21 protein-coding genes are annotated in these 20,494 nt (G+C 68.4%); 4 read left to right on the forward strand and 17 right to left on the reverse strand.

What is annotated here, in order from left to right:
• The 11 genes from ACFDTC_RS01410 to ACFDTC_RS01460 all read right to left on the reverse strand — a co-directional run.
• Nucleotides 1–792, reverse strand: a 792-nt coding sequence (locus tag ACFDTC_RS01410) for a glycogen/starch/alpha-glucan phosphorylase (protein ID WP_375257076.1), incomplete at its 3' end; no start/stop codon positions are given.
• Between the two features lie 239 nt (nt 793–1,031).
• Nucleotides 1,032–2,522, reverse strand: a complete 1,491-nt coding sequence (ggpS, locus tag ACFDTC_RS01415) for a glucosylglycerol-phosphate synthase (RefSeq protein WP_375257077.1) — start codon at nt 2,520–2,522, stop codon at nt 1,032–1,034.
• 58 nt (nt 2,523–2,580) lie between these two features.
• Nucleotides 2,581–3,351 (reverse strand): HAD-IIB family hydrolase, encoded by a 771-nt coding sequence (locus ACFDTC_RS01420; RefSeq protein ID WP_375257078.1) that lies wholly within the window; start codon nt 3,349–3,351, stop codon nt 2,581–2,583.
• Entirely contained in the window at nt 3,348–4,490 is a 1,143-nt protein-coding gene (locus ACFDTC_RS01425; protein WP_375257079.1) for an NAD(P)H-dependent glycerol-3-phosphate dehydrogenase, read from the reverse strand. The genes ACFDTC_RS01420 and ACFDTC_RS01425 overlap by 4 nt, the downstream gene beginning before the upstream one ends.
• 281 nt (nt 4,491–4,771) lie before the next feature.
• Entirely contained in the window at nt 4,772–5,803 is a 1,032-nt protein-coding gene (locus ACFDTC_RS01430) for a P1 family peptidase (RefSeq protein WP_375257080.1), read from the reverse strand.
• 22 nt (nt 5,804–5,825) lie between these two features.
• Nucleotides 5,826–6,116: a 4a-hydroxytetrahydrobiopterin dehydratase gene (locus ACFDTC_RS01435; protein ID WP_375257081.1), complete on the reverse strand. Its 291-nt coding sequence runs from the start codon at nt 6,114–6,116 to the stop codon at nt 5,826–5,828.
• A complete protein-coding gene (locus ACFDTC_RS01440) occupies nt 6,113–7,336 on the reverse strand; it encodes a GNAT family N-acetyltransferase (protein ID WP_375257082.1) in 1,224 nt (407 codons plus the stop codon). The genes ACFDTC_RS01435 and ACFDTC_RS01440 overlap by 4 nt, the downstream gene beginning before the upstream one ends.
• Nucleotides 7,337–7,388: 52 nt before the next feature.
• Nucleotides 7,389–8,138 (reverse strand): glycerophosphodiester phosphodiesterase family protein, encoded by a 750-nt coding sequence (locus tag ACFDTC_RS01445; protein WP_375257083.1) that lies wholly within the window; start codon nt 8,136–8,138, stop codon nt 7,389–7,391.
• Complete coding sequence (locus tag ACFDTC_RS01450; RefSeq protein WP_375257084.1) at nt 8,138–8,602, reverse strand: RidA family protein; 465 nt, start codon at nt 8,600–8,602, stop codon at nt 8,138–8,140. Before ACFDTC_RS01450 ends, ACFDTC_RS01445 begins: the two co-directional genes overlap by 1 nt.
• A gap of 110 nt (nt 8,603–8,712) precedes the next feature.
• Complete coding sequence (locus tag ACFDTC_RS01455; protein ID WP_375257085.1) at nt 8,713–10,020, reverse strand: HlyD family type I secretion periplasmic adaptor subunit; 1,308 nt, start codon at nt 10,018–10,020, stop codon at nt 8,713–8,715.
• The gene (locus tag ACFDTC_RS01460) at nt 10,017–11,750 is read right to left on the reverse strand and encodes a type I secretion system permease/ATPase (RefSeq protein ID WP_375257086.1); all 1,734 of its coding nucleotides are present in this window, start codon (nt 11,748–11,750) and stop codon (nt 10,017–10,019) included. The genes ACFDTC_RS01455 and ACFDTC_RS01460 overlap by 4 nt, the downstream gene beginning before the upstream one ends.
• A 192-nt stretch (nt 11,751–11,942) precedes the next feature.
• Between ACFDTC_RS01460 and ACFDTC_RS01465 the strand changes: the two genes are divergently transcribed.
• Nucleotides 11,943–12,683, forward strand: a complete 741-nt coding sequence (locus tag ACFDTC_RS01465; protein WP_375257087.1) for a VacJ family lipoprotein — start codon at nt 11,943–11,945, stop codon at nt 12,681–12,683.
• A gap of 1 nt (nt 12,684) precedes the next feature.
• Nucleotides 12,685–13,281 carry a phospholipid-binding protein MlaC gene (locus ACFDTC_RS01470; RefSeq protein ID WP_375257088.1) on the forward strand — a complete coding sequence of 199 codons (597 nt, stop codon included), beginning with the start codon at nt 12,685–12,687 and terminating at the stop codon, nt 13,279–13,281.
• 24 nt (nt 13,282–13,305) lie between these two features.
• On the opposite strand, the gene ACFDTC_RS01475 is transcribed toward ACFDTC_RS01470, so the two are convergent.
• On the reverse strand, nt 13,306–15,474 hold the full coding sequence (locus ACFDTC_RS01475) for a transglycosylase domain-containing protein (RefSeq protein WP_375257089.1): 2,169 nt from the start codon (nt 15,472–15,474) through the stop codon (nt 13,306–13,308).
• 267 nt (nt 15,475–15,741) lie between these two features.
• Here ACFDTC_RS01475 and ACFDTC_RS01480 point away from each other — a divergent pair, with 267 nt between their 5' ends.
• Both ACFDTC_RS01480 and ACFDTC_RS01485 read left to right on the forward strand, forming a co-directional pair.
• Nucleotides 15,742–16,080, forward strand: coding sequence for a P-II family nitrogen regulator (locus tag ACFDTC_RS01480; protein ID WP_375257090.1), 339 nt, complete (start codon nt 15,742–15,744; stop codon nt 16,078–16,080).
• Between the two features lie 29 nt (nt 16,081–16,109).
• Complete coding sequence (locus tag ACFDTC_RS01485; RefSeq protein ID WP_375257091.1) at nt 16,110–17,423, forward strand: ammonium transporter; 1,314 nt, start codon at nt 16,110–16,112, stop codon at nt 17,421–17,423.
• A 136-nt stretch (nt 17,424–17,559) separates the two neighbouring features.
• Here the strand turns inward: ACFDTC_RS01485 and rnhA are convergent, their stop codons facing one another.
• The 5 genes from rnhA to ACFDTC_RS01510 all read right to left on the reverse strand — a co-directional run.
• Complete coding sequence (gene rnhA, locus ACFDTC_RS01490; protein ID WP_375257092.1) at nt 17,560–18,009, reverse strand: ribonuclease HI; 450 nt, start codon at nt 18,007–18,009, stop codon at nt 17,560–17,562.
• Nucleotides 18,010–18,076: 67 nt separating this feature from the next.
• A complete protein-coding gene (locus tag ACFDTC_RS01495) occupies nt 18,077–18,529 on the reverse strand; it encodes a DUF3429 domain-containing protein (RefSeq protein WP_375257093.1) in 453 nt (150 codons plus the stop codon).
• 228 nt (nt 18,530–18,757) lie between these two features.
• Nucleotides 18,758–19,708: a 4-hydroxy-3-methylbut-2-enyl diphosphate reductase gene (gene ispH / locus ACFDTC_RS01500; RefSeq protein ID WP_375257094.1), complete on the reverse strand. Its 951-nt coding sequence runs from the start codon at nt 19,706–19,708 to the stop codon at nt 18,758–18,760.
• Between the two features lie 66 nt (nt 19,709–19,774).
• Nucleotides 19,775–20,212, reverse strand: coding sequence for a YqaA family protein (locus tag ACFDTC_RS01505; RefSeq protein ID WP_375257095.1), 438 nt, complete (start codon nt 20,210–20,212; stop codon nt 19,775–19,777).
• Between the two features lie 7 nt (nt 20,213–20,219).
• The coding region (locus ACFDTC_RS01510) for an NYN domain-containing protein (protein WP_375257096.1) at nt 20,220–20,494 on the reverse strand (275 nt) is incomplete at its 5' end.

Consider the following 20,494-nt stretch of genomic DNA (forward strand, 5'->3'; position numbering starts at 1 on the left):
CACGCGGCTGATCGTGCGCGCCTCGGCCTCGGGGGCGGTCGCGCCGACGTAGTCGCCCGCGTTGAAGCTGTCGAGGTTGAACGACCCGTTGGCCGGCTTCGACGACCAGAGCCGCAGCGTGTTGGCCCAGCGGCCCTGCCAGCCGATCACCGGCGTGTCGTAGGCGGCGGCCAGAACGGCCTCGTCCGGCGTCCAGACGCTGCGGCCGTCGCGCACCGTGACGCTGCCGCCGAAGCCGAGGCGGTAGCTTGCCTCGGCGCGCGCAAATTCCCAGGCATGGGGCTGCTGCAGCCACGTCTCGGGCGTCTCGACCTGGCGGCCGTCCTTGAACTTCTGCTGGAACAGGCCGTGTTCGTAGCGGATGCCGTAGCCCAGCGCGGGCACGCCCAGCGTCGACAGGGATTCCAGGAAGCAGGCGGCCAGCCGGCCCAGCCCGCCATTGCCCAGCGCCGCGTCGGGCTCGTCGGCGATCACTTCGGACGGGTCGAGACCCAATGCGGTCAGCGCTTCGGTCGCGTCGTCGAGCATGCGCAGGTTGACCAGCCCGTCCTCGAGCAGGCGGCCGATCAGGAATTCCATCGACAGGTAGTAGACGCGCTTGGCCTTCGCCTCGTAGCTCTTGCGGGTCGAGGCGAACCAGCGGTCGGTGATCTGGTCGCGCACCGCGTACGACAGCGCCATCCGCCAATCCTGCCGGGTGGCGTGGTCTGCATCCTTGCCCATCGAATAGATCAGATGATGCAGGATGGCCTCGCGCATTTCGCGCGCGTCGGCGGGGGTCGTTTTCAGCATAGAGGACCTGACAAGTGTTTTCCCGATGTCTTCGGTGGTGTCTAGCGCCTGAGAAACAGGATGCAACTCAAACCCGAGCGCTTCGAGACCAGCGTCGCGTGTGGCTCCGGAGAACCCGCGCGATGCCCGTTTCTCGGGCGATCATGGTTAATTTTCGGATAACGTCATGGCTGCATGACGCACCGTCAGCGCTTCTTCGCTCCGATATCTGACCGAACCGGCGACCGGGCGCGGTCGCTTCAGGCCGCGTCGACGCTCTGCTTGGCCTTTGTGTGCGACGCCTCGACCGCCTCGCCCCAGGCCTTGATGTTGTTCTTGAGCACGGCCTTGCGCAGTTCCTCCATCCGGCCGCGCTGCTCTTCTTCGGACATGGCGATGGCGGACAGGATCGCCGTGTCCATCGACCGGAACGAGAACGGGTTGGTGATGACCGCCGTGTGCAGTTCGACGGCCGCGCCGGCGAATTCGGACAGCACCAGCGCGCCCTTGCCGTCGATGCGCGAGGCGATGAACTCCTTGCACACGAGGTTCATGCCGTCGGCCAGCGGCGTGATCCACGCCACGTCGGCCGCGCGGTAGTAGGACACGAGTTCGTCGAACGGGATCGCGCGTGAAACCAGTGTAACCGGCTGCCATTCCAGCGTGCCGAAACGGCCGTTGAGCCGGCCGGCGATCGTCTCGATCTCTTCCTGAACCTGATTGTAGGCCGCCATGTTGCGGTTCGCGCTGACCGAGACGTGCATCAGCCGCACCTTGCCGATCAGCTCGGGGTTGTTCGTGAGGATGCGTTCGAAGCTGGTCAGCTGCTCCACACCGCCCTTGGTGTAGTCGGTGCGTCCCACGGACAGCACAAGCTTGGCATCACCCAGCTCCTCGCGGATCTTCGCCACGGCGGCGTCGGTCTCGGGCAGGCGGGCGCGCTTGTCGATGAAGTCGGTGTCAATGCCCACGGGCGTGACCGACACGCCGACGCGCCGGCCCTGGTAGGTGATCTCGGTCGGCATGGTGCGTTCAGTCAGCGCGGTCCCTTCCGAGATCATGTGCTCGGGCGCGGGAACGCGCTTGACCTCGAGGTCGAAGAGCGAGCGGACGACGCTGACGAAATTCGCGGCATAGCGCGGGATGTGGAAGCCGACATCGTCGCAGGCCAAAAGGCTCTCGATGATCTCGCGCCGCCAAGGCAGCACGTTGAACGCATCCGCGGACGGAAACGGCGTGTGATGGAAGAACGAGATGCGCAGGTCAGGGCGCAGCTTGCGCAGGTAACCGGGCACGAGCCAAAGATTGTAGTCGTGCACCCAGACCAGCGCGCCCTCGGCGGCCTCGGCGGCGGCGGCCTCGGCGAACTGCCAGTTCACCTGGCGGAAGTTCGGCCAGTCGACGGGATCGTAGTTGTAGCGTTCCTTGAACGAGTGAATGATCGGCCAGAACGCTTCTTTAGAGGTGATGTGGTAGAATTCCCTGACCTGGTCCGCCGACAGCGGCAGGCGCGAGACCGAGTACTTGCCGTAGGCGTCCTCGATCTCGACCACCTTCTCGAAGTCCGGGTTCGACGGATCCTCGGCCAGCTTCCACGCCACCCAGGCGCCGTGGTCGACCGATCCGAAGAAGCTTTTCAGCGTGGGCACGATGCCGTTCGGGCTCTTGTTTTCGCGCAGCACCGTTTTGCCATTCTCCACGACTTCCTCGTAGGGCTGGCGGTGGTAGACGATCACGAGTTCGGACGACATCGTTCCTCCTTTCCGGACGGCGCGCGGTTGCCCGCGCGCCTCTTGCGCACGCGGTGCCTCAGGCGGCCTTCTTGTTGAAGTAGTTGTAGCGCAGCATCGCCTCGGCAATGCCGCCCACGCCTTCTTCCTTGGCGATGTGCACGGTCTCGACCTTCTCGACCGCTTCCAGCAGCGCCGGCTCGGCCCCGCCGACGACGACCGAGGGCAGGCCCATGGTCAGCATCGAGTGGTCGTTCATCGTGTCGCCGGCCACCAGCACGCGGTCGTTCTTGACGCCCAGATGCGCCAGCAGGCGCAGCAGCGACGGGCCCTTGCTGACGTCCTTGGGCAGCACGTCGAAGAAACGGTTGTCCGAGATCAGCGCGTCGAGACCCATGTCCTCGACGATGTCCACCGCGCGGCGGTCGAACTTCTCGGGGTCCATGTCGTAGCTGACGCGATGGCGGAACGCGGTGCCCTGCAGGCGCAGGCCCGGGATCGAGCGCAGTGCGGCCTGAACGCGGGCCGAGCTGTCGTCCCACTTCTCGGCAATCTCGGCCTCGAGCTCGGCGATCGGGTTCAGGATGTGTCGGTCGTCCGAGCGCGCGATCGTGGTGCCGACGTCACCGACCACGTAGTCGGGCTTGGGCACGCCCTTGCGGCGCGACAGTTCGGACACGAAGCCCGGGTCGCGGCCGGTGACGAAGATCAGGCCGACGGCGTGCCGGTTGGCGTTGATCCAGTCGTAGTACTTGCGGCGCGCCTCGTCCGTGCCGCCCAGGAAGGTGCCGTCCAGATCGGTGGCCAGCACCAGCGGTTTTTCGGAAATGTCCACGGTCTTCTGTTTCATGAGATCCTCTCAGCCAGTTGCGTCACGGCCGTGTCGGAAGCCGGATGATCGAAGGCCAGGTCCATCACCCGCGGCTCGGCCTCGAGCGGCCGGGCCCAAAGGGCGGCGAAGCTTTGGCCGAGGTTCGCCCGGTCGTGCAGCACCGCCCTTACGGTCTCGCAGATGGGCAGCGCGACACCCAGCCTCCGCGCCAGATCGGTCACGGACAGCGCGTTGCGCTCGCCCTCGACGACCACGGGACGGCCGTCGAAACAGTCTTCTCGCGCCAGCCCGCGGCCCAGCTGCAGCCCCAGCGACATGTTGCGCGAGGATTCGCTTGAGCAGGTGAGCGAAAGGTCGCCCACGCCCGACAGGCCCGACAGCGTTTCCGCCCGCCCGCCAAGGGCCTCCGCCAGCGTCTTCATCTCGGCGATGCCGCGGGTAATCAGGGCGGCGCGCGTGTTCTCTCCGAACCCCGCGCCGGTCATCATCCCGCAGGCGATCGCGATCACATTCTTGACCGCGCCACCGACCTCGACCCCGACAAGGTCATCCGTCACATATGTCCGAAAGGCCTCGGTCGTCAATGAGACGGCCAGTCGCGCCGCGCTGGACGAGGCTGGATCGAGCCGTTCGGCGTAGGTGAACGGGAAGGCGCAGGTCGCCGCCGTTGGGTGGTTGAGCGCCGTTTCGTGCGCGAAGGTCGGTCCAGAAACAACGCCGATCGGGCGGTCGCCCAATTCGTCGCGTGCCACCTGCGCCATCAGAAGGCCGCTTTCGGCCTCGATGCCTTTCGCACAAACCGCGAAGGGAATGCCGGCCGGCGCGTGTTTCGCGGCCTCGCGCGACACCGCGCGGACGACCTGGCTGGGCACGACGATCAGCACCGCCTCGGCCCCGTCCAGGGCCTCGGCCATGTCGGTCACGGCGCGCAGCGTCTCGGGCAGGGGAATGCCCTTGAGGTAGCGGTCGTTGCAATGCGTGGCGTTGATCTGCGCCGCCTGCTCGGCGTCGCGCGACCACAGCCTGACGTCGCCGCCGGCGCGTGCCAGCGTTGCGGCGAGCGCGGTGCCCCAGGCGCCGGCGCCGAGCACGGTCGTGCGCTTGTACGGTTGCGCCCGGATCGGCGAGGGGCTGAGGGTCAGGTCGGTGTGTTTCATGCGGCGGGCACCTCCGGTGCGTTGGCGGAACGACGATCGGGGAAGGAGGGTCGGGCGCGGGCAAAGGCCGAACGCAAGCGGCGCGTCATTCCTGACGCGTCCGAAGTTGAGCACCTGTGTTGCATGCTGACCACAATGGACCGCGTCGGTCGGAAATCAACGGCGCGGGGCGGGATGAGACCGGACATCCTATAGTTGCGCGGCAATTTGCACAAAAAAAGTGCAGTATTGAGCGGGGCGGCGACAGTCACGGCTTTTACCGAAGCCGCGTCCGCCGCGGGTCAGAGAGCCTCGCGCAGCGTCGGCAGCGTGTCGCCGGGCGCTGGTGTCGCGGCCCAGACTGCCCGTGCGATGGCGCGCGCCAGACACAGGCTCGCGGCGTGGCCGATCCCCGCCAGCTGAAGGTCCGGCGCGGCCAGCGGCACGGCCCCGGTGGCCAGCGCGAAGACGAGGTCGCCGTCCATAGGCGTGTGCGCGGGCTGGATCGCGCGGGCGATGCCGTCATGCGCGGCGATGGCGACCCGGTGGCACTGCGCCTTGGTCAAAGCGGCGTCGGTGGCGACGATCGCGATGGTGGTGTTTCCGCCGCTGCCGCCCTGTGCATCCGCGCCGCCGCCCGCCCGCATCATCGCGGCGATCTTACGGCTTTCGGGCGGCGCCTGCCAGCCGCGGGCGGGGTCGGGACCGAGGCCGCCGTACTCTTCCCCGAACTCGGCCGAGGCGGCCCAGAAATGCCGGCCCGAAGGCGTCGTGACGCTGCCCAGCGGGTTGACCGCCACCAGCGCGCCCACCGTCACACCGTCCGGCAGCAGAAGGCTGGCCGAGCCCAGCCCGCCCTTGTGCTGCGCCGTCTGCGCGCCGGTGCCGGCGCCCGCCGAGCCCATCGCGAAATCCGCGGCCGCCGCATCCAGCGCGGCGCGGCCCAGCGCGGGATACGGGTTCGTGTCCCAAGCCTTGTCGCCACCGTTCAGCAGGTCAAAGAGGATCGCCGCCGGTACCAAAGGCACGCGCGCCGACAGCACCGGAAAGCCTCGCCCAGCCGCGTGCAGCGCGTCCATGACGCCCTGTGCCGAGGCCAGCCCGAAGGCGCTGCCGCCCGACAGGACCAGCGCATCGACCCCCGGTGCGGACTTGTCCGGCGCCAGCAGGTCGGTCTCGCGCGTGCCGGGGGCGCCGCCCTGCACCGCCACGGACGCGACGAAGGGCGCATCGCCCACGAGCACCGTCGTGCCGGACTTGAGCGACTCGTCCTGCGCGTTGCCCACGCGCAGGCCGGCGACGTCGGTGATCAGGTTGCGCGGGCCGGGTTGCATGGTGCGCATCCTGCCGCAGCGGTCACAGGGATTCCAGTGCCTTGCCCAGCTTCACGTCCAGGGCGGTCAGTCCGTCCGCGTCATGCGTGGTCAGCGTGACCTGCACGCTGTTGTAGACGTTCGACCATTCGGGATGGTGGTTCATCTTCTCGGCGTGGATCGCGGCGCGGGTCATCCAGCCGAAGGCATCGACGAAGGTCTTGAACTTGAAGGTCTTGGTGATCGCGTCGCGGGCGGGGGCCAGCTCCCACCCCGCGTCGAGCAGCGGCTTCAGCGCATCGTCGCGCTCGGCACCGGCGAGTTTCTCGGTCATTGCTGTTCCTCCTGGTTTGCCTTCCGGAACGGGCCGAAGGCGGTGAGGATCTCGATGTCCTCGTCCACCGCGGCGCGCTCTGCCTCTAGGTAACGCTCGATCGCGCGGGCGAAACCCCGGTCGCCGACCCAGTGCAGCGAATGCGTGGGCGCGGGTAGGTAGCCGCGCGCCAGCTTGTGTTCGCCCTGCGCGCCGGCCTCGACGCGGGCAAGGCCGCGTTCTATGGCGAAGTCGATGGCGCGGTAGTAGCACGCCTCGAAATGCAGGAACGGGTGATGCTCGACGCAGCCCCAGTAGCGGCCGAACAGCACGTCCCGCCCGATGAAGTTCAGCGCACCGGCCACGTCGCGCCCGTCGCGGCGGCACATCACCAGCGCGATGTCGTCGCGCAGCGTGTCCTGCGCGATGTCGAAGAATTGTCGCGTCAGGTAGGGCGTACCCCATTTCCGTGCGCCGGTGTCCTGGTAGAAGCGCCAGAAGCTATCCCAGTCTTCCGAGCGGATCGCGTCGCCGGTCAGCGTCTCGATCGTGCCGCCGAATGCGTTCGCCTGCTGGCGTTCCTTGCGGATCGCCTTGCGCTTGCGCGACGACAGCGAGCCGAGGAACCCGTCGAAATCGGCGTAGCCGCGATTGATCCAGTGGAATTGCTGTGTGACCCGCCGCATCAGGCCGATCCGCTCGCCGGCGATGGCCTCGTCCTCGGTGCAGAAGGTCACGTGCAGCGACGACAGCTCGTTGTCTGCGGCCATCTGGACCGCGCCCTGGATCAGGGCCGACACGCCCTCGGTCTCGAACCCCGGACGCGTCAGGAAGCGCCGTCCGGTCGCGGGCGTGAACGGCACGGCGATCTGCAGCTTGGGGTAATAGCTCCCGCCCGCGCGTTCATAGGCGTGCGCCCAGTTGTGGTCGAAGATGTACTCGCCCTGGCTGTGCGACTTGAGGTACAGCGGCGCGACCGCAATCACCTGCCCGTCGCGCTCGGTCATCAGGTAATGCGGATCCCAGCCGCTGCGCCCCCCGACCGAGCCGCTGTCCTCGAGCGCCTTGAGGAACCGGTGCGTGGTGAACGGATCGTACGGGCGTCCGCCAGCGGCGGTCTCGGGGCAGGCGCAGGCATCCCACGTCTCGGGCGCGATCTGCGACAGCGAGGTGAGCGTCGAGACGGTGATCGTGGCGCCGTCGCCGCGGTTCGTGTCTTGGCCGGTGCTGTGTTCGGTCATGTCGCCCTGTCGATCCGGTCACGGCAAGGATGTGGCCCTCTGGCCCTGGGCTTCAAGCCGCGTAACCCTCGAAGGTGACGTTGGACGCAAGGGTACGGGCCTGCGTCTCGTCCCGTTTCGACCGGATCGTCCAGCACAGGATCGGCACGTCGCGGTCGCGCAGGGCGGCGACGGCCGGGCTGTTCAGGTCCTGCCAGTCGTGGCTGACGAAGCAGGCGCCAGTGTCGTCGAAGTCGGGGATCGCCCGCAGGCGGTTGCGCGTGCGCTCGGGCAAGGTGGGCCAGTGCTCGGGCAGGAAGGCCGAGGTGGTCAGGCCACGCGGCCGGTCCGGCGCCAGGCGGGCCAGCGCGGCCACGCTGTGCGGATTGAACGACATCAGCGCGACGGGGCCTTCATAGCCCTGCAGCGCGTCGGCGGCCGCGCGTTCCAATGGGCCCACGCCGTCGCCCATCGCGCCGTCCTGGTCCTTGACCTCGATCAGCAGCGGCACGCGGCCGCCGACGATCTGCAGCACGTCGGACAGCGTCGGTATGCCGTCCTCGCCATGCTTCAGCGTGATCTCGGCCAACGCCGCCGCGTCGCGCAGGCGCAGCGGACCCGTGGCGCCGGTCAGCCGACCCAGATCGTAGTCGTGGAATACCATCGCCTGGCCGTCCGCCGACAGCTGCAGGTCCAGCTCGATCCCGTAGCCGCCGTCAATCGCGGCGCGGATCGCGGCGCGCGAATTCTCGGGTCGGCCGGCCCGCACGTCATGCAGCGCCCGATGCGCGATCGGGCGGGCCAGGAATTCCTGTGGCAGCATCAGGCGATCTCGAAGATGCCTTCGATCTCGACGGCGACGCCAAGCGGCAGCGATCCCGCGGACACGGCCGAGCGCGCGTGGCGCCCGGCATCGCCCAGCACCTCGACCATCAGGTCGGACGCGCCATTGACCACCTTCGGCTGGTCGGTGAAGTCGGGGGTCGAGTTGACGAAGCCGGTGAGCTTCACCACCCGGCGCAGGCGGTTGAGGTCGCCGCCGCAGGCCGCGCGGACCTGTGCCAGCAGCGCCAGAGCACAGCGACGCGCGGCGGCCGCGCCGGCCTCGACGTCGATGGCGTCGCCCAGCTTGCCGGTGATCAGGCCGTTTTCGTCCATGCTGATCTGACCCGAGACGTAGAGCGTGTCGCCGACCTGCACGAACGGCACGTAGTTCGCCGCCGGGGCGGGTGCGTCGGGCAGGCTGAGGCCAAGCTCGGCCAGGCGGGTTTCGATGGCATTGGACATGTGCGGCTCCCCTTCCGTCATTCGGGCCGACGCTACGCGCGCCCCGTCGGAATGGAAACACCCTACGTCAACCGGGCCGGCGTTTTCGCCCGGGGCCATGCGCAGGCGCCTCAGCTTTCGCGCAGCGCCTTGGCGAAGTAATCGGCCAGCGGCTTGACCAGGTAGGCCAGCGGCGTGCGGTCGGCGGTGCGGATGAACGTCTCGACCGGCATGCCGGGGATCAGCGACGAGCCTTCCGGCAGCTTGTCGATCTCGCCCTCTTCCAGCACGATCTTCGCGCGGTAATAGCGCTGGCGCGAGCGTTCGTCCTCGAACGCGTCGGCCGAGATCTGCACGACGCGGCCCGTCAGCTCCGGCGTAGTGCGCTGATCGAGCGAGCTGAAGCGCAGCGACACGGGCTGGTCCAGGAACAGCTGGTCGATATGGATCGGCTGCACCTGCGCGGCAATGACCAGCGGCTGATCCTGGGGCACGAGGTACAGAACCGGGTCGGCCGCGCGCAGGACCGAGCGCGGCGCGAACACCGCCAGGTCGTAGACCACGCCCGAGGCCGGCGCCGTGATCGCCATGCGCGACAGGCGCTCGCGGAGCGTGCGCGCCTCTTCGGCCAGCTCGCGCTCGCGGAACTGCAGGTCGCTGAGGGTGGTGATCGCCTCTTCGCGGCGCTGGTTGCGCAGGCCGAGGATCTCGATGTCGATTTCGGTCATGCGGCCTTCGGCCTGCGCCTTCTGCGCGGTCAGGTCACCTGCCTCGCCGGCCAGCCTTGCGCGTTCGCGCCGCAGCGACAGGACACGACTGGCCTGCGCGAGGCCGCGGTCCAGCAGGCTTTGCTGGTCGTTCAGCTCTTCCTCGATCAGGTCGAGCATCTCGGTGACCGAATCCCGCTGCGCCTCGATGCCGCGGACCTGGTCCTCGATCTGTTCGCTGCGCTTGGCCAGTTGCTCGGTCTCGCGCGCGACGGTCTCGGCGCGGGCCTCAAACAGGTTGCGCTGGCTGTCGATCATGCCGGCGACCTCGGGATCGGTCCCCGCGCGCTCCAGCAGCGCCTCGTCGAAGGTGATCGTCGCCGCCTCGTCGCGCTCGGCCTCGAGGCGTGCGCGCCGGGCCATGAGTTCGTGAAGCTGCCCCTCGACGATCGCGAGGTCGGATTCCAGCAGCGTCGGGTCCAGCCGCAGCAGCACGTCGCCCTCGGCCACCAGATCGCCCTCGTCGACCAGAATCTCGGCGACGACGCCGCCGTCGGGGTGCTGGATCACCTGCCGGTTGCTCTCCACCTCGATCGCGCCCGACGCGACGATCGCGCCCGAGATCACCGTGGTCGCGGCCCAAGTGCCGAACCCGCCTAGCAGCGCGACCAGGGTGAAGATTCCCAGAAAGAGGGGGCCGCGCAGCGGAAAACGCGTGGATTCGTCGCTCATCGTATTCCCGCCGGGCCTGCATGCCCGCTGATCTGCTTGTGATTGCGCACCCTTGCCTGCAGCACTTCGTCCCGTGGGCCGAAGGCAGTGCGGGCGCCGTTCTCTAACATAAGCAGCAGGTCGCATTCGCGCAACGCGGCCGGGCGGTGCGCCATGATCAGAACCGCCTTGCCCTCGGCCTTGAAGCCGCGGATGGCGCGGTTCACCGCCTCGGACCCCTCGTTGTCGAGGTTGGAGTTCGGCTCGTCCAGCACCAGCACGACCGGGTCGCCGTACATCGCGCGGGCAAGGCCGATGCGCTGGACCTGGCCGCCCGACAGGCGCCCGCCGGCGGCCGTCACGCGCGTATCGTAGCCGTCGGGAAGCTGCAGGATCATCTGGTGCGCGTCTGCCTTCTTGGCGGCCTCGACCACCAGCGCCGCATCCGGCTCGGGCGACAGGCGCGCGATGTTCTCGGCCACGGTGCCATCGAACAAGGTCACCCGCTGGGGCAGGTAGCCGATGTGCTGGCCCAGCACGTCGGGCGCGTACTGGTCCAGCGACGCGCCATCGAGGCGGATGCGTCCGCCGGCCGGGCGCCAAACGCCGGTCAGCGCGCGCGCCAGCGTCGACTTGCCCGAACCCGAGGGCCCGATCACGCCCACCGCCTGGCCCGGCTGGATCGCGAAGCTGACGAGGCGCAGGCTGGCCTGATGCTCGCCCGGCGGGACGACCGTGATCTGCTGCACGTCGAGGGCGCCGCGCGGCTTGGGCAGGGCCGTGCGTTCGTCCTCGGGCGGCACCTCGCCCAGCAGGCGGGCGAGGTCGGTCCATCCGGTGCGCGCACGCTCGACCAGCGGCCATTGCCCGATGGCCAGCTCCACCGGCGCCAGCGCCCGGCCCATGAGGATCGAGGCGGCGATCATCGCCCCCGGCGTCAGCTCGGCGCGCAGCACGAGGTACGCGCCCAGACCCAGCATCCCCGATTGCAGTAATAACCGCAGCGTCCGGGTCAGGGTCGAGAACCCGCCCGTGATGTCCGCCGTCGCCAGCTGTCCAGACAGCGCGTCGCTGCGAGCGTTCATCCAGCGGCGGAAGGCGTGCGACTGCATCCCGAGCGCGCGCACCATCTCGGATTCCGACCGGATCTGCTCGGCCGTCTGGTCCGATTGCAGGATCGCCGCGTTCGAGCGGAGCGACGGCGTGCGGCTGACCATCTGGTTGATGGCCGTCAGCGCGATCAGCACCAGCCCGCCCGCGGTGGCGAGAAGCCCCAGCCAAGGATGGAACAGGAAGATCGCTGTCACGAAAATCGGCGTCCACGGAATGTCGAACAGCGCCATCAGCACCGGCGAGGCCATCAGCCGCTGCACCGATTCCAGGTCCGCCAGCCCGGTGCGCGCCAGGCGGTCGGGCTTGACCGCGGCCCGGCGCACGACGGCGTCGAACACCCGCAGTTCCAACGCCGACTGGAAGCGTGCGGCCACGCGGCCCATAATGCGGCCACGCACGTAGTCGAGGATGCCCATCATCGCGTAGAGAAACAGCACCAGCACCGACAGCGTCACCAGCGTCGCGACCGACCCCGAGCCGAGTACCCGGTCGTAGACCTGCAGCATGTAGATCGGACCGGTCAGCATCAGCAGGTTCACGAAGAAGCTGAACACCGCGACGAAGGCCAGAAACGGCCGCGACCGCCGCCGCACCGCGCGCAGCTCGCGGCGGCCCTGGTCGATGGCGGAGGTGGTCATGGGCGGGTCACCATCAGATGATTTTGAGTCCGGACGGCAAACATGTCAGGGTTCGAGCTTGGAGGATCGGCGGCACTGTGCCACAGCGGGCGCGAAACCGGCAGACGTTTTGACGCGTTCACCTAAACGCAATCCGGTTGTCGTTGTATGAATGCGCCCCCGGGGCGGCAAAACAGTCTGAAGGATCGGCTCATGGGTGCTGGACGTGCGATTACGCTTCTGCTGGGGGTGGCGGCCCTTGCGGGTTGCACCGCCGTCGCGCCGGATCCGGGGTTCAACGATCCGTACGAGGCGCAGAACCGCCGCGTGCACGCGTTCAACGCCCGGCTCGACGACGGCGTCGTCAGCCGCGCGGGGCGGGCCTATGTTTCGGTCGCCTCGCCGACCGTGCGGACGGGTGTTTCCAACGTCGCCGAAACACTGTCGCTGCCGCGCACAGTCGTGAACCAGGTTCTGCAGGGCCGGATGCTGCGCGCCGGAAGCAATACGCTGCGCTTCGCGGTGAACGCCACGCTGGGCTTCGGCGGCATCGCCGACGTCGCCTCGGACATGGGGCTCGAGGAGGACGAGAGCGATTTCGGCGAGACGCTGCACGTCTGGGGCGTGGCCGAGGGGGCCTATCTCGAAGTGCCCTTCATCGGCCCGACCACCCAGCGCGACCTAGCGGGGTCGGTGGTCGACATCTTCCTGAACCCGATTGATCCGCACCTCGAACCCGGGCAGCGGCGCGCCAAGCTGGCGCTGCGCGCGCTGGATACGATCGGGGAGCGGGCGGAATACGCCGCGTCGGTCGATTCGGTGCTGCACGAAAGCGCCGACAGCTACAGCCAGGTGCGCCTGATCTACCTGCAGAACCGGCGTTTCGAACTTGGCGTCGCCCCTCCCGAGACGGTCGATGCCGATCCCATGGCGCTCGATACGGAAGGATTCTGACATGACGTTCGCACTGTCCCGCCGCACGTTCTGCACCATGGCCATGGCCGCGGGCGTCGTGCCCGCACAGGCCTTCGCGCTCAGCGACGCAGAGGCCCGCAACCTCGTGCAGTCGCTGGTGGGCGAAATCAACGGAGTCATTGCCTCGGGCCGGTCCGAGGCCGCGATGATCGACGCGTTCGAGACGATCTTCGCGCGCTACGCCGATTCGGCCTATGTCGCGGCCTATGCGCTGGGCTCCGACGGGCGCCGTGCCACCGCCAGCCAGAAGAAGGCGTTCTCGGACGCGTTCAACACCTACATCGCGCGCAAGTACGGCCGCCGGTTCCGCGAGTTCGAGGGTGGGCGCTTCGAGGTGCAGGGAGTGCGCCCGCAGAACAACTACTTCGAGGTGCCGACGCGGGTCTTCCTGCGCAGCGAGGCGCCGTTCGACGTCACCTTCCTGGTGTCCGACCGGGCCGGCCGGCCGCTGTTCTTCAACATGTACGTCGAGGGCGTGAACATGTTGCTCGCCGAGCGGACCGAGATCGGCGCAATGCTCGACCGCCGCCGCGGCGACATCGACGCGATGATCGCCGACCTTCGCCGCGCCGGTTGACGCGGGGAAGGCCGGCGCGCGGCGTCAGTTGCCGCCCAGCAGGTCGTAGAGAAGACGTTCGAGCACGGTCTCGGTCCGCCGCGGCTGTTGCTGCGGCTGGGGTTGCTGTTGCGGCTGGGGCTGCGGTTGCGCCACCTGCGGCTGTTCGCGCTGGCTGGGCTGCGGCGCCATCGCGGGCAGTGGGCGTGCCGGCTGGCCCTCGCTGACGCGGCGCATCACCTCGTGCCAGATCTCGGCCGGCAGACCGCCGCCCGTCACGCCGGTCAGCGGCGTGTTGTCGTCGTAGCCCATCCAGATGCCGGTCACGTAATCCGCGGTGAAGCCGACGAACCAGGCGTCGCGCTGCTCGTTCGAGGTGCCGGTCTTGCCGGCGACCTGACGGTCGGGCAGGGCGGCGCGCGTGCCGGTGCCCTGCTCGACGACCTGCTGCATCATCCAGGTCAGCTGCTGTGCGGCGGCTTCGCTGATCACACGCTCGCCGATACCGCCGCCCGATCCCATCAGAGCGGTGTCGTCATTCTTCAGCCGCAGCTCGCGGATGCCGTAGGGCGTCACCGACGAACCGCCGTTGAGGATGCCCGCATAAGCGCCAGTCATCTCGAGCAGCGTCGCCTCGGCCGCGCCGAGCGCCAGCGCCGGCGTGTCGCTAAGCTCGCGTACGATGCCAAAGTCGCGCGCCACCCGCAGCACCAGGTCGCGCCCCACCGATTCCGAGATCTTCACCGCCGGGATGTTGAGCGAGCGTTCCAGCGCCTCGGTCAGCGTCACCCGGCCGTAATGCTGGCGCGTGTAGTTGGACGGGCACCACTGCCCGGACCCGGGGATATTCATGCAGAACGGTTCGTCCACCACCGTGTCGTTGGGCGAGTAGCCCAATTCCAGCGCGGTGGCGTAGACGAACGGCTTGAACGCCGAGCCGGTCTGCCGGACCGCCTGCGTCGCGCGGTTGAACACGCCCGAGGCATCGGTGTCGACGCCGCCGACCATGCCGCGCACCGCGCCGTCGGCGGACATCACCACCACGGCGACCTGCGCCTCGGAGCCCTCGGCCACCTTCTCCGAAAAGACCTGGTTCACCGCGTCCTCGATCGCGCGCTGGATCGACTGGTCCAGCGTCGTCTCGATCACCACGTCCTCGGTCGTGTCGCGGGTGAAGAAATCGGGGCCCGACTGCATGACCCAATCGGCGAAGTACCCGCCTCGCGTCTGCCCGGCCTCGTCGCTCAGCGTCGCCGGGTTCTGCTGGTGCTGGCGCATCGTCGCTTCGTCGATGTAGTCCTGTTCGTGCATCAGCCGCAGCACGGTCGCCGCGCGGGCCTGGCTTGCCTCGAGATCGGCCGTCGGCGCCAGGCGCGACGGCGCGGTCAGAAGCCCCGCCAGCATCGCCGCCTCGCCCGGGTCCAGCGCGCCCGCGGGCTTCGAGAAGTACCGCTGTGCCGCGGCTTCGGCCCCGTAGGCGCCGCCGCCGAAATAGGCGCGGTTGAGGTAGATCGAAAGGATCTCGTCCTTGGTATACTTGGTCTCCATCGCCATCGAGAAGATCGCCTCGCGCGCCTTGCGGCCCAGCGTGGTCTGGCGGCAATCGTCGAGATAGGCCGCCTCGGACGGCCAGGCGCCGGGGTCGAACTCCTCGCCCAGGCACAGCAGCTTGGCGGTCTGCTGCGTGATGGTCGAGCCGCCGTGCCCGGACAGCGGGCCGCGCCCCTCGGCCAGGTTGATGCGGATGGCGCCCGCGATGCCCTGCGGCGAGATGCCGAAATGCCAGTAGAAGCGCCGGTCCTCGGTGGCGATCACGGCGTTTCGCAGATGCGGCGACACGCTGTCGGCGGTTACCGCGCCGCCGAACTGGTCGCCGCGCCAGGCGAACGTCTCTTCGTTTCTGTCGCGCATGGTGACCGAGCCGCGCGCGCGGCCGTCCAGCAGCTCGGCCACGTCCGGAAGGGTCGTGTAGGTGTAGCCGACGGCAAGCCCCAACATCAGAGTCGCCACCAGCAGGGCGGTGATCGTGATGCGCCCCAGCAGCCGGAACATGCCGCCGGTCAGCCGGCCCAGCAACCCGAGAATGCCGCCGCGCCGTGCCGGTTTCCTGCGCGTCTTGCGCGTGCGTCGCGGCTTGGCCGCCGGCTGGGCCGCCTTCCGCTTCACCCGCCGATCCGCCACGAGCCTGCCTCGCCCGTTTCCAGATGCGCTCATGCCTGAGATCCGCCTGCTGTTGTCGCTCTGCCTGTCTTTGGCGCGACCTTATCGCGGTTGCCAGCGGATGTTGACCATCCGCGCGGTTTGGTGCCGCTTTTTTGTTTCGCGCAGAAATCGTGCATCTGCGGAAATCTGCACAATAATTATGCATTATCGACATTCTGAAGGTGACCCGAAGGCGCGGATGCCTTCCAAAACGGCGCCGGCGCCTTCTTTGCTCGGGTCATAACGCAGGCGGCGGCCTGGCAACGGAAAGGGATGAAGGTGAAACTGATCATTGCAACGATCAAGCCGTTCAAGCTCGAGGAGGTGCGCGAGGCGCTCACCGGTATCGGCGTGCGCGGCATGATGGTGACGGAGATCAAGGGCTTCGGCTCTCAGTCCGGTCATACCGAAATCTACCGCGGCGCGGAGTACGCGGTGAATTTCGTGCCGAAGATCAAGCTGGAACTCGTGGTGTCGTCGGGCATGGCCGACCAGGTCGTCGAGACGATCAAGACCACCGCACAGACCGGCAAGATCGGTGACGGCAAGATTTTCGTCCTCGACGTGTCGCAGGCGGTTCGCGTGCGCACGGGCGAGACCGACGCCGACGCGCTGTGACAGACGACACGAGACAAGGGACACCGAAAATGAAGCTTTTCAAGACACTCGCGCCGGCCGTCGCGCTGACCGTCCTGCCGGGCCTCGCGCTCGCGCAGGAGGCGGAAGCCGCCGCCGACATCAACCCCTACATCTTCACCACGCTGCTGTTCCTGATCGGCGGCTTCCTGGTGTTCTGGATGGCGGCGGGCTTCGCCATGCTCGAGGCGGGCCTGGTGCGTTCCAAGAACGTGGCCATGCAGCTGACCAAGAACATCGCGCTGTTCTCGATCGCGGCCATCATGTACTGGCTGGTCGGCTTCAACCTCATGTATCCCGGCGACGGCTGGCTCATGCAGGGCTGGATCGGGCCGTTCTTCGCAATCACCGCGCTTGAGCCGGTTGGCCTGGCGGCCGACGCCGCCGCGCTGGACTACGCATCGGTCGGTTCGGACTTCTTCTTCCAGCTGATGTTCTGCGCCACCACGGCGTCGATCGTGTCGGGCACCTTGGCCGAGCGCATCAAGCTGTGGCCGTTCCTGATCTTCGTCGTCGTGCTGACCGGCTTCATCTACCCGATCGAGGCATCCTGGCAGTGGGGCGGCGGCTGGCTGTCCGAAGCAGGGTTCTCGGACTTCGCCGGTTCGACCCTGGTGCACGCGGCGGGCGGTTTCGCGGCGCTGGCGGGTGCCATCATCCTCGGTCCGCGGATCGGCAAGTACCGCGAAGGCCGCACCGTGCCGATGCCGGGCTCGAACCTCGCGCTGGCGACGCTGGGCACGTTCATCCTGTGGCTGGGCTGGTTCGGCTTCAACGGCGGCTCGCAGCTGGCGATGGGCACCGTGGGTGACGTGACCGACGTCAGCCGGATCTTCGCCAACACCAACATGGCCGCCGCAGCCGGCGCCGTGGCCGCGCTGATCCTGTCGCAGATCATGTACAAGAAGCCCGACCTCACCATGACGCTGAACGGCGCCCTGGCGGGTCTCGTATCGATCACGGCAGAGCCTCTGGCGCCATCGCTCTTCGGCTCGCTCCTGACGGGTGCCGTGGGTGGCCTGATCGTGGTCGTGACCGTGCCGATGTTGGACAAGATGAAGATCGACGACGTCGTCGGCGCCATCCCGGTCCACCTATTCGCGGGGATCTGGGGCACGCTGGCGGTCGCCTTCTACACCGGCAACTGGGGCGCGCAGATCATCGGGATCGTCGCCATCGGCGCCTTCGTCTTCGTGACCTCGGCGATCGTGTGGCTGATCCTCAAGGCCGTCATGGGCATCCGCGTTTCGGAAGAGGCCGAGATCACCGGTCTCGACATGTCCGAACTGGGCATGGAGGCCTACCCCGAATTCTCCAAGGGCTGATCTCCTCCTTCCTGTCAGTCCGGCGCGCGGGGGCACCCTGCGCGCCAAACCGGAGAGACTGCCCCGGGCGCGCGCGCCCGGGGCTTTTTCGGTTCCGGCATTGTCCTGTGGTGCTTCGGGGGCGCGGCGGCGAACGTTACTTGAACGGTGCCATGCCCGCGCGGGCCAGCGCGTCGGCGCGCTCGTTCTCGGGGTGGCCCGCGTGGCCCTTGACCCATTGCCAGGTCACGTCGTGCGTCGCCTGCGCGGCGTCAAGCCGCTGCCACAGCTCGACGTTCTTCACCGGCTTCTTGGCGGCGGTCTTCCAGCCGTTGCGCTTCCAGCCGTGGATCCAGCCCGTGACGCCGTTTTTCACGTAGGCGCTGTCGGTGACGATGGTGATCGTTGTCGGCCGGGCGAGCGATTCGAGCGCGTTGATCGCGGCCATGAGCTCCATCCGGTTGTTGGTGGTGGCCGCCTCGCCGCCCTTCAGCTCGCGTTCCTTGACGATCGTCACGCCGTCCTTGGCCTGCAGCACGGCCCCCCAGCCGCCGGGGCCGGGATTGCCGGAGCAGGCGCCGTCGGTATAGGCGATAATCTGGGTCATGTCGGAGTGTGCCGGGCGCAAATCATGCGCCTGTTTCGCCGCATCGCGGCGCCGGTTCAAGCGGCAATCAGACGATCAGGTGGACCGACAGGCAGATCACCACCAGCGCGGTCAGCAGGACGCGCAGGCGCATCCACCATTCCGGCGCAAGGCCCCAGCGCCAGAACTGCCAGTCGAGCACGAGCAATCCGATGTATCCCGCGATCAGCGCGGTTCCGGCCGCCTCCGCGCCGCCGCCGGTGGTGAAGAAGACCCACAGCGCCGGCAGCACCGAAAGCGCGTAGCCCGCCGCCGCGCGACTGCCCGTGGCGCGGGCGGCAAAGCCCCACAGCACGCCCGACATGAAGGACAGGATCACCGCGCCGTAGAAAAGCTGCACGTAGGGTCCGGTGAAGCGCGCGCCGAACGCACCCTGCGACCAGAGCGCGAGCGGGTCCGATATGACCGTCAACGCGCCCCATAGGAACGGCAGGACGCCGGCCAGCCCCAGCACAAGCGCCGCGCGCGGTATCGTCTGCATCGAAGACCTCCGGTTCGGCGGGTCCTGCGCCCGCGCCTGCCAAGATGCCCCGCCCGCGTCCGGTGGCAAGCGGCGCGTGTTGCGCAAGCGGCGCCCGGTGGCGCAGGGTCGCGTCAATCTTCGCGGGTCAGGTTGGATACATCGGACGACACGGGCAGCGCCCGCCGTCCACAGGGCAACGGCCCGGACCCGCGCCCCGCCGCCAGGAATGGCTGGCGGGGCCAGCGCTCAGGCGGGCCGGCGCAGCACCCGCGGCACCTTGAACTCGACGTTCTCCTGAGCGGTCTCGACCTGCTCGACCCGCAGGTCGTAGCGCGCGCGGAAGGCGTCGATCACCTCGTCGATCAGCACCTCGGGCGCCGAGGCACCGGCCGTTATGCCGATCGAGCGGATGCCGTCCAGCGCACGCCAGTCGATGTCCTCGGCCCGTTGCACCAGCTGGGCATACCCGCAGCCCGCGCGGCGCCCCACCTCGACCAGTCGTTTCGAGTTCGACGAGTTCGGCGCGCCCACCACCAGCATTGCGTCGCAATGCGGCGCCATGGCCTTCACGGCCTCCTGCCGGTTGGTGGTTGCGTAGCAGATGTCTTCCTTGTGCGGCCCGACGATGTTGGGGAACCGCGCCTGCAAGGCCGCGACGATGTCGGCGGTGTCGTCCACCGAAAGCGTCGTCTGAGTCACGAAGGCCAGCTTGTCGGGGTCGCGCACGTCGACATGCGCCACGTCCTCGGGCGTTTCGACCAGCAGCACCTCGCCGGCGGGAAGCTGGCCCATTGTTCCGATCGTCTCGGGATGGCCGGCATGGCCGATCATGATCATCTGCAGCCCGTTCTCGTGGTGGCGGGCGGCCTCGATATGCACCTTGCTGACCAGCGGGCAGGTGGCGTCCACGTAGATCATCTCGCGGCGCGCGGCCTCGGCCGGAACGGCGCGGGGCACGCCGTGGGCCGAGAAGATAACCGGCCGGTCACCAGGGCATTCCTCGAGCTCCTCGACGAATATGGCGCCCTTGGCGCGCAGGTCGTCGACGACGTACTTGTTGTGCACGATCTCGTGGCGCACGTAGACGGGTGCGCCCCATTTCCCCAGCGCCATCTCGACGATCTTGATTGCGCGGTCGACGCCGGCGCAGAAGCCCCGCGGCGCGGCCAGGTACAATGTCAGCGGCTGTGCGGTCATCGGATCAGGGTCCTTCGGGTGGTCCGTTCCAGACGTAGGGAATGACGGCGGCGGCGTCCAGCGCGGTCACGTCGCAGCGGCGGTGGCCCAGGCGAGCACTGCATAGCGGCCGGTCTTGGCGATCGTGACCAGCACCACGAACAGCCAGATCGGAGTGCGCATCAGCCCGGCCACGACGGTGAACGCGTCGCCGAACGGCGCCCAGGACAGCAGCAGCGTCCAGACGCCCCAGCGCCCCCACCAGCGTTGCGCCCGGTCCAGGGCGCGGCTGTCGGCGGGAAACCAGCGGGTGCCGCGAAACCGCTCGGCGCCGAGCCCGAGCGCGTAGTTCAAGGCCGCGCCGAGGACGTTGCCCAGGCTCGCCACCGCGATCAGCCAGCCCACCGCGACCGTGCCGCGCAACTGCAGCCCGGCGAATACGATCTCGGACTGGAACGGCAGGATCGTCGCGGCGCCGAACGCCGCCGCGAACAACCCGGCCAGAGAGGCGGCGGCTTCGGGCAAGACGCCGTCAGCGGTCCTCGCCGGCCGTCTCCATCCGCGATTCGGCAGGCACGTCGCGCGGCGGGCGGCCGATGATCTCGCGCAACTCGTCGAGCTCGATGAAATTGTCGGCCTGGCGGCGCAGCTCGTCCGCGATCATCGGCGGCTGGCTGCGGATGGTCGAGACGACGGACACGCGCACGCCCTGGCGCTGCAGGCTTTCGACCAGCGGGCGGAAGTCGCCGTCACCCGAGAACAGCACGATGTGATCGAGGCGCGGCGCAAGCTCCATCGCGTCGACGG

Origin of the sequence: Citreimonas sp. (genome assembly GCF_042096055.1) — a bacterium.
Classification (GTDB): Bacteria; Pseudomonadota; Alphaproteobacteria; order Rhodobacterales; family Rhodobacteraceae; genus Citreimonas.